Source organism: Agrobacterium sp. 20P9.1.2, assembly GCF_057799395.1.
Window position 1 is genome coordinate 436,177 of sequence record NZ_JBYOKI010000005.1, and the last position, 12,518, is coordinate 448,694.

The window sequence follows — 12,518 nt, forward strand, 5'->3', positions numbered from 1 at the left end:
GGAGTCGCAGAGTTCCCTGAAGCCTTGGAGTCATTTGGTAAATCGTCCTCGCCGGACTGTAGTCATAGCCAACCGGCCTTCTTGAAGCGCACGTATAGCACGGAACACATGGCCGCAATCACCGCCAGAACGATGAAGTAGCCGTAACGGGTTTCCAGCTCCGGCATGTTCTTGAAGTTCATGCCATATATGCCGGCGATAGCCGTCGGCACAGCCAGAATGGCGGCCCATGCCGCCAGCTGTCGTGTGATCGCACCCTGCCGCTGCTGCTCCAGCAGGTTGGATGCCTCAAACACAGACGTCATGATTTCCCGCAGGCCACTCACCATGCCATCCACGCGGCGGATGTGGTCATGGACATCCTTGAAGAAGGGCTGAACATTCTCATCGACACAGGGCAATTCGAGATGGCTGAGCTTACCCACCACTTCCGCCATCGGCCCCAGAATCCGCTGAAAACGGATGACCTGACGGCGCATGCGGAAAATGCGTCTGATCTGTTCCGGCTGTAGCAGCGAGACGAGGACGTGCTTTTCCAGCTCCAGAACCTTGTCTTCCAGCGTCTCGATAATCGGCAGATAGCCATCCACGACGAAATCGATGATGCCGTGCAGGACATAGTCCGGCCCCTGTCGCAAAAGCCGCGGCGAATGTTCAAGCTGTTCGCGCAATTCCTTATGCGCGCGGGCCGAACCGTGCCTGACGGAGATGAGGTGATCCGAGCCGACGAAGATGCAGGTCTCGCCATAGACGATCTTGTCACCCTCGAGGTGAGCCGTCTTTGCGACGACGAAAAGCTGGTCGCCGTAGACATCGACTTTCGGTACCTGTTTGCCTTTCAGCGCATCTTCCACCGCAAGAGGGTGGAGGCCGAACATGGTTTTCAGGTCTTTCAGTTCCTCCGCCGTCGGATCGACCAGCCCGATCCAGACGAATTCCCCGTCTTTCGATTCAAATGCCTTGCCGCTCAGCGGCACCTCTTCGGCGCGTTTGCCGTCTCGGTATAGATAGGATGCTAAGATTGCCATGGGAGCCTGTGCGCGGGATGAAGGAGGAGCTCTCAACAACGCGAGGGAAAGAAATTCGCTCCCTCGACGCGCCATGAAAGCCTGAAGACGATAAGCGCAACGATGATGAAAGTCGCTGCCTAACGCTTCGCTTAGAGCAAGAACGGGATCAAGACACGCTGACGGGTTTCGAGCGAAGCCTGCTGGCCGTGGCGGGATCGGCGCGTCTGCACAGCTGTGGCGGTAAGCCTTTCATGATCAGCTCCGCGTCTGCGACTGCCATGGAACCCAGTCTGTAGAACGCATCGAGCGTTCCGCCAGTGCGGTGCGCAGAAAGTAACAGACCGGGGATCGAACGGACAGGATCATCCGCCGGGACGGGCTCATCGGGAAACACGTCGGTCGCCGCGCGGATATGGCCGGATTTAACAGCGTCGAGCATCGCCGGGAAATCCACTACCGCAGCGCGGCTCATCAGCAGGAAGGCAGAGCCCGGCTGCATGGCGTCGAACTGCCGTTTGCCAATAAAGCCCTGATTTTCACTGGTTACGCTGGCAAAGACATAAACGCCGCGGGATTTGGAAAAAACGTCATCCAGCGTGCTCGGAATGCAGTCCAGACGTTCGATGATTTCCGGCGGTAGCCATGGATCGTAGACATGGACCGCGTTCTTGAACGGTCGGGTCAGTTCCCGCAATTCGCGCCCGAGATCCCCGAAGCCAATGATGCCGATGGGCGCACCGGCATAGCGGAACGTATCGACGTTTCCGGCAAGGCCATATTCCTCGGTTCCCTCGCGAAACTGGCGGTCGGCGAGGGTTATGCCGCGTGCCAGATCGAGCGCCATGCCGAGCGATGCTTCCGCAACGGGCGATGAAAAAGCCGAGGCGGGTGCGATAACCCAGATGCCGCGCTCGACGCAGGCCTGATAGTCGATATTTGGCAGAAAGTTGGATTCCACGTTGATGATCGCCTTGAGCTTTGGCGCGCGATCCAGCCTTTCTTTTGGCATGTCGGTCTGGCCGAAGATCAGGACGGTATCGGGAAGAAGGGCATCCACCTGCTCCGCAGGCATCTGCCGATCCTCCGAAATGACAAGTTCACCCAGCTTTTCCAACCGGGCGCGAACATCGGGCTCCATGATTAGTTCAAGGGTCCGCGGCAGCGGATCGACCAGCACGATGTTACGATCTGTCATGATACCTCCCAGTATGAGACGGTATCTTCCGTCCCTATTTCGTTACCGTGCGGCCCAGTTTGCACCGCGGCGGAAGATTTCCCGCATCTGCGGGACCTCGAACTCTTTCGCCACATGGCCGAGCGCCGAATAGAACACGCGGCCTTTGCCGTAGTTCCGCTTCCACGCCACCGGCATTACTACGCCGTCGATCCACCACGCATGATCACCGGTAAAGTTGGTCGTTGCCAGCACCTCGTTGGATGGATCGACATGCATATAATACTGTTCGGACGTGTAGGGAAAGTCGGCGATCCCCTGCATGATCGGATCATCCGGCTTCGTGATATTCACCTTGTAATCGATGATGTTGCCGGGATGCGCGACCCATTGGCCGCCGATCATGAACTGGTATTCCACGCATTCGCGGAAACTGTCGCCCGCGCCACCGTGGTAACCTGCAATGCCCACACCGTTTTCGACGGCGGCAGCAAGGTTCTTTATCTCTTCCTTCTCGATCTTGGACATGGTGACAATCGGCACCACGAGGCTCAGATCATGCACGGATGGGTCCGCGAAAGCTTCCGTGCTGTGCTCGACATAGACCTTGAAACCTTCCTCCTCCAGAAGATCCTTGATGATGACAGAGCATTCCTGCGGTTCGTGACCGCTCCATCCGCCCCAAACTATCAGTGCTTCACGCATTTCATTCCTCCTTAAAATTATTTGCCGATCTGGCCGTCAACCAGCGATTCCGCCAGCGGTGCTGGGCGGTCGACGGCAGTGGTGATGGTGATGGTCGTGCCGGTGTCGGATGCGGTCTGAAACGCTTCCATGACTTCCAGCACATGCAAGGCGAGGTCGCCATTGGCGCGGTGCTGCCGGTCAGAGCGGATGGCGTGCGCCATATCCGCCACGCCGATGGAGCGGTAATTGCCATCCGAATAGGGCGACGACAGGTCCTGATTTTCGAACTGTCCACCCTTCTTTAGCAATTGTACTTCGCCGCCGAAATGGTTGGGGTCGGGCACAATCAATGTGCCTTCGGTACCGTAGAGCTCCAGCGGCACATGCTTGTGTCCGGCCACATCGAAGCTCATTCCGACCTGCACGATGGCTCCATTCTGGAACGCCAAAGCGCCAGCAACATGGGTGGCAATCTGCACCGGTATCTTTTCGCCATTGCGCGGTTCGCTGGTGATCAGTCGCGCCGTTCGTGGCGAGAAGGCAAAGCCCGCGACCTTGGCCACCGGGCCGAACAGATTGACGAGATCGGTGATGTAGTATGGTCCCATATCTAGCATCGGCCCACCGCCAACCTCGTAGTAGAAAGCGGGGTTAGGATGCCAGCGCTCATGGCCGGGGCACATGAAGGTGGCTGTGCCACCGACGGGCATGCCAAGAACGCCCTGGTCGATCAGCGTGCGGGCCGTCTGATGGCCGCCGCCGAGGAACGTGTCGGGGGCAGCGCCGATGCGCAGGTTTTTGGCCTTCGCGGCTTCGGCCAGCTTCTTGCCTTCTGCGAAATTGATGCCCAGCGGCTTTTCGGAATAGGTGTGCTTGCCCGCTTCCAGCGCCCGCAACGCCACCTCGACATGCGCCTTGGGGATCGTCAGGTTGACGATGATCTCGATGTCCGGGTCGGCAAACAACTCATCCACCGTCCGGGCCGTCAGGTTGAATTCCTCGGCCTTGGCCTTTGCCATATCCACATTCATGTCGGCCACGCCGCGAATGTCGAGAATGGGAAAGGATGCCATCGCTTTCAGATAAGCACCGGAAATATTGCCGCATCCGATGATGCCTATGCCGACTTTTTTCATGTTCTCTCTCCCGTCATGATGTGAACCCGCTCCCTCCTCAGAGAGCCGGACCCGTGGTGTTCCACGGCGATTCATAAAGCTCGTAAAGTGCGACCGCAGCAGCGCCTTGCGCCCACAATTCGTCGCTCGATTTGTCGAAAACCAGTTCCGCCACACCTTGCAGGGAAGGCGGCACGGAGGTCTCGTAGGCGGTGCGGATGCTGTCGATGAACGGTGCGCCGAGTTCCAGACTGGACCCGACGATGATGACCCGCGGTGGCGCAAACAGCGTAACGATATTGGCCAGCGTCAGCCCGATGGCCGCACCCGCGCGCTCGGCAGCGGCAATGAGATCATTGTCCTGCGCCAGCACCAGCGTCTGCGCATGCTGCATGCCCCGGCCCAGCCGAATGGCCTCCGCAAAGCGTCCATCCGCAGGTCGTGACCCTAAAATGGCATTCTCTCCGGCATGGCTCGCAAGCCGCACGGTGCCTTCCGGGCTGGCGACCAGCACGAGATCGCCGAGATTGTGGCTGAGGCCACCGGCACCGCGAAACAGATCGTTCCGGTGCAGCACGCCCAGCCCCAAAGTCTGCTCCAGCGAAATCAGCACCATGTCTTCCAGATCCCGCGCCTTGCCGAACCAGTGGTGGCCGAGCGTTACGGCATGGGCATCGCTTTCTATGATGGTCGGCGTGCCGAAACGCGCCGTCATTTCATCGGCAAAGTCTATATTCACTTCACGCAAAACGGGGCTGGAACGGATTTTTCCCGTGCGATGCTCGATGACGCCGGGTAGCCCGAGGCAGACCATGTCGACATCTTCCAGCGACAGACCGGCATCCACCACGCAGCGCCGCACCCCATCCTCGATGAGATCCGCTATGACGCCAATCGGCTGACGGTCGATGCGGATGGGTAGCGCAAGCGTGGATAGCACATTGCCGCAAAAATCCGTGACCACGAAAACCATGCGGCTCGCCGCGATCTTCGCACCCACCACACGCGCCGCATCCGGGTTGAGTTCCAGCATCACCCGGGGACGCCCACGCGCGCCTTCGGTGCGGATGTCGCCCAGATGCCGCGACAGAATCAGCCCGTCATCCAGCAGCGAGGCGGTAATCGCCGAGACGGTTGTGGTGGAAAGCTGCGTTCTTTCGCTGATCTCCACCCGTGAGATCGGCCCGTGACGACGCACGGTATCGAGGACGTTCAGGCGATTGATCGCGCGCATCAGTTCCGGGTCTGCGGTCTTCATGATTTCCAGTCGCGATCAAGCCAATGTCTGAGGCGGTATTTATATCGGATTGCGGATTAAATAACCGGGTCAGATGGGGGTGTGTCAAGCGTAAAGCTGAAAATATCAGCAATATGCCTTGACATTGAGCGCGTCCTTATATGAATTAATCCGCATTGGGGAATAATTGGTGAGGAACGTCCCCGGGAGGATTACCATCATGACGAATAAGCACGCAGGCGCAAGCCTGAGCGGCAAGTGGATGTCGTTTGCCGCAACCACAGCCATCACATTCATGTTAGGCACAGCGGCGGCATCTGCCGCAACGGTGGTCAAATGGATGCATGTGGAACTCGATCCGAAAGCCGTGGCCGTCTGGGAGGAGATTGCCAAGGATTTCGAATCCAAACATCCGGATGTTGATGTTCAGCTTCAGTTCCTTGAGAACGAAGCCTTCAAAGCCAAGCTGCCGACGCTGCTGCAATCCAACGATGTTCCCGACTTTTTCTATAGCTGGGGCGGCGGCGTGCTGGAGGAGCAGTCCAAAACCGGCGCATTGAAAGATCTGTCCGAGGTTTTCGATGCTGATGGAGGCAAGATTCGCAATGCTTATAACCCTGCGGCCATCGATGGCTTTTCCTTTGATGGCAAGGTCTGGGCCGTGCCGTTCAAGGTCAGCCTCGTCAGCTTCTTCTATAACAAGGAGCTTTTCGCCAAGGCTGGCGTGAAGGCTGATGACATCAAGTCCTGGGACGATCTGGGCAACGCCGTCAAAACCATCAAGGCTGCGGGCATCGTTCCAATTGCCGGTGGTGGCGGTGAAAAATGGCCGATCCATTTCTACTGGAGCTACCTCGTCATGCGCAATGGCGGACAGCCGGTGTTCGATGCAGCCCGCAAGGGTGAGGGCAAAGGCTTCATGGACCCGGCCATCATCAAGGCTGGCGAACAACTGGCGGAATTCGGCAAGCTCGAACCCTTCCAGCCCGGCTATCTCGGCTCCACATGGCCGCAGGCACTCGGCGTGTTCGGTGATGGCAAGGCCGCGATGATCCTCGGTTTTGACAATACCGAAGCCAACCAGCGCAAGAATGCCGGTGACGGCAAGGGCCTTGCACAAGACAATATCGGTCGCTTCGCCTTTCCAGCCGTCGAAGGCGGCGCGGGCAAGGCAACAGATACGCTCGGTGGCTTGAACGGCTGGGCCGTCACGAAGAATGCCTCCAAGGAAGCCATCGAATTCGCCACCTTCATGACCAATACGGAAAACGAAAAGAAGATGGCCAAGGCCGGTATGATCCTGCCGGTGGCTGTCGGCGCCAACGAAGCCGTGACAAACCCGCTGCTGGCCAGCTCTGCCAAGCAACTCTCGGAGTCCACATGGCACCAGAACTTCTTCGACCAGACATTGGGTGCAGCCGTCGGTCGCGTCGTCAATGACGTCTCCGTTGAAATCGTCTCGGGTCAGATGACATCGGAAGAAGGCGCCCAGCAGATTCAGGATGCCTTCGAGCTTCGCTGATCCCGCCTGAACGACAGGACGCCGCCGCTTGAATGCGGCGTCCTTCGCCCCGCGTGAAACCGAAAGCGGACATGATGACGAATATTTCCATCAATGCAGCACCCGCATTGGCCAAACCACTGACGAAGCTGAAGCGCAAACAAAGCTCGGTCGCCCATGACCGTGCCCTGACGCTGCTCATCTTCCTGCCACCGGCACTTCTTCTTTTTACCCTCTTCGTCATCCTGCCGATGGGCGAGGCGGCGTGGTACAGCCTCTATCGCTGGAACGGATATGGCACGCCCACCGATTTCATCGGGCTGAAGAACTTTCAGGTGTTGTTCGGCAATGCGGCCTTTTCGCAGGCACTTATCAACAACGCCTTGATCATCGTAATTTCGATCTGCATCCAGATCCCGCTGGCCATCTGGCTGGCAACGATGCTGGCGCATAAAATTCCGGGCGTCGTCGCCTTCCGCCTCGTCTTCTTCCTGCCCTACGTCCTTGCAGATGTCGCAGCAGGCCTGATCTGGCGCTTCGTCTATGATGGTGACTACGGCCTCTTTGCCGCCATCTCCAACTTCTTCGGCTTCGCCAACCCTTATGTTTTGGCGGACAAGGATGTGGCGATCTATGCGGTGCTGGCCGTCATCGTCTGGAAATATTTCGGTTTTCACATGATGCTGTTCATCGCCGGTCTGCAATCGGTCGACAAGAACGTTCTGGAAGCCGCTGAAATCGATGGCGCCACCGGTTGGCAGAAGTTCCGCTATGTCACGCTGCCTATGCTCGGTTCCACCGTGCGTCTTTCCATCTTCTTTGCGGTGATCGGCTCGCTGCAACTCTTCGACATGATCATGCCGCTCACCGGAGGCGGCCCGTCCAACTCCACGCAAACCATGGTGACCTTCCTTTATACCTACGGCGTCATGCGCATGCAGGTCGGTCTTGGCAGTGCGGTCGGCGTGGTGCTCTTCGTCATATGCGTCACGCTCGCCTTTGGTTACAAAAGGATTTTCATGCGCCATGACTGATACTTCCACATCCATCCGCGTAAGCACCAGCACGAAGCTCTATCTCTATGTGTCGCTCGGCCTCATCGCAGCCATCGTGCTGGTGCCGCTGTTGACCACAGCGCTGGGCGGCTTCAAGACGCTGGGTGATCTGCGCGTAAACCCCTTCGGCCTGCCGGCTGAATGGCAATGGTCCAATTACGGCGATATTCTCTTCGGCAAACGCTACTGGCTGCAAATCTTCAATTCGTTGGTCATTGCCGTTCTCACCGTGTTCCTCACGCTCGTCGTCTCGGCCATGGCAGCCTTCACCTTCGCGCACGTGAAATTCTTCGGCTCCAATTTCCTGCTGAACTACTTTCTGCTGGGGCTGATGTTTCCTGCCGCCACGGCCATCCTGCCGCTGTTCATCCGCATCCGCGATCTTGGCCTGCTGGATACCTATTGGGGCGTCGTGCTGCCGCAGGTGGCATTCGGGCTCGGCATGAGCATCCTGCTGTTTCGCAACTATTTCAGAAACCTGCCGGACGAGCTGTTTCAGGCGGCCTTCGTGGATGGCTGCGGTTATCTGAAATTCTTCTGGTACATTTCCATGCCGCTCTCACGCCCCATCATCGCGACGGTGGGCATCGTCTCCTTCGTGGGAAGCTGGAACAGCTATATCCTGCCGCTCATCATGCTCAATTCGGAATCGAAATACCCGTGGCCGCTCGGCATCATGGTCTATCGTGGCGAATTCGGCACGGAGTGGCAGCTGGTTCTGGCCTTCATCACCATGACGATCTTGCCCACCATCATCGTCTTTTTCCTAGCACAGAAACACATCATTGCGGGTCTGACGGCTGGCGCCGTCAAGTCCTGATCAGGAGCAGAACATGGCATCCGTCGAACTCAAAGATATCCGCAAGTCCTACGGCTCGCTCGGTGTCATTCATGGCATTTCGCTGGATATTGCCGATGGCGAATTCATCGCGCTCGTCGGCCCCTCCGGCTGCGGAAAATCCACGCTGCTGCGCATGATCGCTGGGCTGGAGGAAATCACCGATGGCGACATCATGATTGGCGGCAATGTCGTCAACGAGATGACGCCGCGGGAACGCAACATCGCCATGGTGTTCCAGTCCTATGCGCTCTACCCGCATATGACTGTCGCCGAAAACATGGGCTTCAACCTCAAGATCGCAGGCCAGCCAAAAACCGTGATCGATGAGCGCGTTGCAGAGGCCGCCCGCATGCTGGATCTCGCCAGCCTTCTCGAGCGCAAACCATCGCAGCTCTCCGGCGGCCAGCGCCAGCGCGTCGCTATGGGCCGCGCCGTCGTGCGAAATCCCGCCGTCTTTCTGTTCGATGAGCCATTGTCCAATCTCGACGCCAAGCTTCGTGTGCAGATGCGGAGCGAAATCAAGACTTTGCATCAAAAAGTTGGCACGACGTCTATCTACGTCACCCATGACCAGATCGAAGCCATGACCTTGGCCGACCGCGTCGTCGTCCTAAACCAGGGCCGCATCGAACAGCAGGGCACGCCGCTGGAACTCTACAAGACACCCGCCAACCTCTTCGTCGCCGCCTTCATCGGTTCCCCTGCCATGAACCTCATCGAATGCATCGTCGATGGAGAAGACGGCGCACCTGCCGCCCGTCTCGATGACGGTACGGCGATCCGCATCTCACCAGACCGCAAGGTCAAGCGTGGCCAGTCCGTCACGATAGGCCTTCGCCCTGAACATTTCGCCGTGGGCGGCGGTGGTGATGTGGCGGTCTCCGGACAAACGCTGCTGGTCGAGCCGACCGGTGCGCAAACCCATGTCATCTTCGATCTTGCCGGTCATCACGTTACGGCGGTGGTGGATGGCGAGCAACTGGTTCGGACGAACACCCCGTTTGCGGCAAACATCAGCCGAGACCGCGTCCATGTCTTTGACAGAGCTTCTGGACTGGCGCTTTAAAAATTAGGAAAATATTCAGGAGTTAGAAAACAAAAATGGAGCGGTTAAACCGCTCCATTTCAGCATAATCTCTTTAGGCGGCAGCGAGTGCTTTTTCGATGTCTTGAATCGAATGGCCGGTCAGGTCCTTGTCGAGTTCGCCCAAAAGGACGTCCGATAGCGACTTGTGATAACCCTTGCGCATCTCACCCAGCGTGCGGGGTGCTGCGACGACGATCAATCCCTTGATGTTGCCGGCCAGAACCTTCTTGTTCAGCATATCGGCAATACCGGCGCTGAAACCGTCTTCGTCCTGCTGGCTGTCATCAGGGTTTGCGGAGCTGCTGGAGTGACGCGCGCCGGATGAAATCTTGGAACTGTCCACGTCCGCATCCGGAAGCGCCGTCAGCTTCACATTCTGAGCATCGCCTTCATTGCGGAACAGGCTCAGCTTTTCGCCATCGGCCACAGCGACAACAGTGTGTTGTGGAATATCCATAGTCTTCTCCCAATCTTGCATTCAAAGCATGGTCATATCTGACCCTTGGCTCGCTTGAATAACCAGTCACGGGAGAATCCGTTCCTTAAGGATTTGCATACAGCGATGCTGTCACCTCACCAAACCCGCTCAGCAAAAGCCATTGAGCTTGAGAATTTTATAGGCCTCGATGGATGCGCGTAGCTCATCTTCAGAATTGCGATTGCCCTGATTGACGTCAGGGTGGTGCATCTTCAGCCGGTTCTTGTACCGGCTCCTGATTTCTTCAGGCGTAGCATCGTGCGACAGGCCGAGCGTTTCGAAAGCTTTGGCTTCCAAGACCTTCAGCTTGCGCTTTCGCAGTTCGGCCTTCTGTGCTTCGCGCTGCGCAGCGGTTTTCCGCGCGTTGAGCACTTTGGCAGAACCGGAGCGCTCAGTGGAGGGAAGAGGCATTTCGGTCGACTGGTTGATCCTGCTGCCAATCGTTTTACGGCTGCCGATGGCAGCTTCCTTCTGAAGGCGCGCGACGTCGGCGTTGGATGGCGCCGTCGTAAAGCTGTAACCCTTGTTGTACTCTCTCACATGCTCAAGACAGAACAGCAGATATAGGCCTTCCGCATTTGGGCCGACAGGGGCGCGGTGCGTGCCAATCTTCTCGCAGCCATCCCAGTGGCATTTCGGGCCTGCGGCCTGGCCGGTAGACACCGCATTTTTCTTGCGGGTGGACTTGAGGCCAACGAATATTTTCGAATCAACTGTCATGGTGCCTATATGGACCGAGTGTGCCATCACGGCAAGAATGCAGGCATAGAACTTCGAGCGTCATAATCAACCCCAGCGATAGGGAATAATCATTCTGATCGGCGTGTCCGTGTCAGATACATTTCAACACCAGCTCGGGTCAGAAATGAGGCCAGCCCGATAGCGATTGCGACAATCCGTATCCGGAACTCATCGGTCTCGACCTCGGCCTGCCGCACCTCCAGAAGATTGCGCTCATTGACGGTGATATCCCCGATGACATCACGAATGCGATCCATCGTCGCAACCGCCATATATGTGCTCTCCTGCGCCCGCGCGGCATCGGCACCATCAGTGTCGTGCAGCGTGATGGAGCGGCTCAACTCGCCCAGCTTTTCATCGATCAGCACGCCCAGCTGCCGCACCCGGGCCACCTGGCTGTCATTGTCGGAAACCCTGTTCAGCAGATTGACCCGCAGCGTCTGAAGGCGGCCCAACGCCTTCTCATAAGGTGCGAGATATTGCCTGTCGCTACTGACCAGATAACCCCGCTGCCCCGTTTCCGCATCATCCAGAGCGATGAGAACATCCTTCGTCGTATCGATGGCCTCATAGGTATGCACAACCATGTCCTGATGGTCGCTGAGAAGCGTGTGCGTCCAGGTCGTCGCGAAAACCCCGGCAGCGATGACGATACCCACGGGTATGGAGCGTAACAGGGTCGGTACCGTCAGATAGTTCTGACGCAAGGACTCCCAAGACCATTCGCTCATCTGGCTCATCGCAGGTGCCGCCATTTCCGTTCGTCATATCCGCACCCGGATGAACCCGGATAAGACCAGCATCGCACGGAGTGCAGGGTGCTGCCAATCGAGAAAAACGGAGGAGCTTATGGACGGCGAAGCAATCCTGTGCTGGGTAATCCCGTTCCTTTTGTGCGAATAAGAAATGCAGTTACCGATGACAGACGATAAAAACTTGCTTGCGCAACCCGGCCAATCAGAATCCGGCCATATCGACATTTACGCCGATGGCTCCTACGACGCAGCAAAAGAAAAAGGCGGCTGGGCCTTCGTCGCTCTCCACAACGGCCAGACGCTCGCCACGCAATCCGGCAGTTTCGCGGCCAAGACAAACAACGCACTGGAACTCATCGCCGCGCTAAAAGCCGCAGAATGGGCAACCACCCACGCACCGTCGCTCAAAGTAACAATCTGGTCGGATTCAACGCACGTCGTAGAAGGCTGCAAACACTGGCGCCCAATCTGGAAAAACAACGGCTGGAAGCGATACAACCCCAACCCAAAAGCCCGAAACCGCACCATCCCAGACGCCGCTCTGTGGAAACTGCTGGATGCCAAGCTTGCAGAAAACCCGCTTTTGACGGTGGCCTGGTGCAAGGGTCACCAGGGCGTTTCGGGGAATGAGCTGGCGGACGAGTTGGCGGGTGCCGCTTGTGCGCGAGGGTGACTGTGACCGGTGATGTCGGCCCAACCTAATTCGTGCGCACAATCAACACGCGATCGAAACACAAAAACTCAAATTATTGCCTGACATGCAGGCGTGAGGAGAGGTGAAAGCTGAAGTCAGAAAATTTGCTCGCACCAAACGATCGGCGGTTTGCTTTTCGGAAC

The 12,518-nt window shown here is 57.5% G+C and carries 13 protein-coding genes; 5 read left to right on the top strand and 8 right to left on the bottom strand.

Annotated features, from left to right (window positions below; all coding sequences use genetic code 11):
• Positions 1-62: 62 nt before the first annotated feature.
• From corA to AC27VJ_RS16820, 5 genes are all read right to left on the bottom strand, one after another.
• Positions 63-1,028, bottom strand: coding sequence for a magnesium/cobalt transporter CorA (corA, locus tag AC27VJ_RS16800; RefSeq protein ID WP_488684981.1), 966 nt, complete (start codon positions 1,026-1,028; stop codon positions 63-65).
• A gap of 148 nt (positions 1,029-1,176) precedes the next feature.
• On the bottom strand, positions 1,177-2,205 hold the full coding sequence (locus AC27VJ_RS16805) for a hydroxyacid dehydrogenase (protein WP_488684982.1): 1,029 nt from the start codon (positions 2,203-2,205) through the stop codon (positions 1,177-1,179).
• 42 nt (positions 2,206-2,247) lie between these two features.
• On the bottom strand, positions 2,248-2,889 hold the full coding sequence (locus AC27VJ_RS16810; RefSeq protein ID WP_488684983.1) for a ThuA domain-containing protein: 642 nt from the start codon (positions 2,887-2,889) through the stop codon (positions 2,248-2,250).
• Positions 2,890-2,906: 17 nt separating this feature from the next.
• Positions 2,907-4,007, bottom strand: coding sequence for a Gfo/Idh/MocA family protein (locus AC27VJ_RS16815; RefSeq protein WP_488684984.1), 1,101 nt, complete (start codon positions 4,005-4,007; stop codon positions 2,907-2,909).
• Between the two features lie 37 nt (positions 4,008-4,044).
• Entirely contained in the window at positions 4,045-5,244 is a 1,200-nt protein-coding gene (locus tag AC27VJ_RS16820; protein WP_488684985.1) for an ROK family protein, read from the bottom strand.
• Between the two features lie 241 nt (positions 5,245-5,485).
• Between AC27VJ_RS16820 and AC27VJ_RS16825 the strand changes: the two genes are divergently transcribed.
• From AC27VJ_RS16825 to AC27VJ_RS16840, 4 genes are all read left to right on the top strand, one after another.
• Entirely contained in the window at positions 5,486-6,745 is a 1,260-nt protein-coding gene (locus AC27VJ_RS16825) for an ABC transporter substrate-binding protein (RefSeq protein ID WP_488685006.1), read from the top strand.
• Positions 6,746-6,819: 74 nt separating this feature from the next.
• On the top strand, positions 6,820-7,758 hold the full coding sequence (locus tag AC27VJ_RS16830) for a carbohydrate ABC transporter permease (RefSeq protein ID WP_077104360.1): 939 nt from the start codon (positions 6,820-6,822) through the stop codon (positions 7,756-7,758).
• Positions 7,751-8,599 carry a carbohydrate ABC transporter permease gene (locus AC27VJ_RS16835; protein ID WP_112501333.1) on the top strand — a complete coding sequence of 283 codons (849 nt, stop codon included), beginning with the start codon at positions 7,751-7,753 and terminating at the stop codon, positions 8,597-8,599. Before AC27VJ_RS16830 ends, AC27VJ_RS16835 begins: the two co-directional genes overlap by 8 nt.
• Positions 8,600-8,612: 13 nt before the next feature.
• Entirely contained in the window at positions 8,613-9,686 is a 1,074-nt protein-coding gene (locus tag AC27VJ_RS16840; protein ID WP_488684986.1) for an ABC transporter ATP-binding protein, read from the top strand.
• Between the two features lie 73 nt (positions 9,687-9,759).
• Here the strand turns inward: AC27VJ_RS16840 and AC27VJ_RS16845 are convergent, their stop codons facing one another.
• The 3 genes from AC27VJ_RS16845 to AC27VJ_RS16855 form a co-directional block, all read right to left on the bottom strand.
• Complete coding sequence (locus AC27VJ_RS16845; protein WP_488684987.1) at positions 9,760-10,164, bottom strand: host attachment family protein; 405 nt, start codon at positions 10,162-10,164, stop codon at positions 9,760-9,762.
• A 129-nt stretch (positions 10,165-10,293) separates the two neighbouring features.
• A complete protein-coding gene (locus tag AC27VJ_RS16850; RefSeq protein WP_113089285.1) occupies positions 10,294-10,905 on the bottom strand; it encodes a J domain-containing protein in 612 nt (203 codons plus the stop codon).
• Positions 10,906-10,994: 89 nt separating this feature from the next.
• Positions 10,995-11,681 (bottom strand): CHASE3 domain-containing protein, encoded by a 687-nt coding sequence (locus AC27VJ_RS16855; protein ID WP_113089286.1) that lies wholly within the window; start codon positions 11,679-11,681, stop codon positions 10,995-10,997.
• Between the two features lie 163 nt (positions 11,682-11,844).
• Here AC27VJ_RS16855 and AC27VJ_RS16860 point away from each other — a divergent pair, with 163 nt between their 5' ends.
• Complete coding sequence (locus tag AC27VJ_RS16860) at positions 11,845-12,354, top strand: ribonuclease H family protein (protein WP_162727864.1); 510 nt, start codon at positions 11,845-11,847, stop codon at positions 12,352-12,354.
• Positions 12,355-12,518 lie beyond the last annotated feature (164 nt).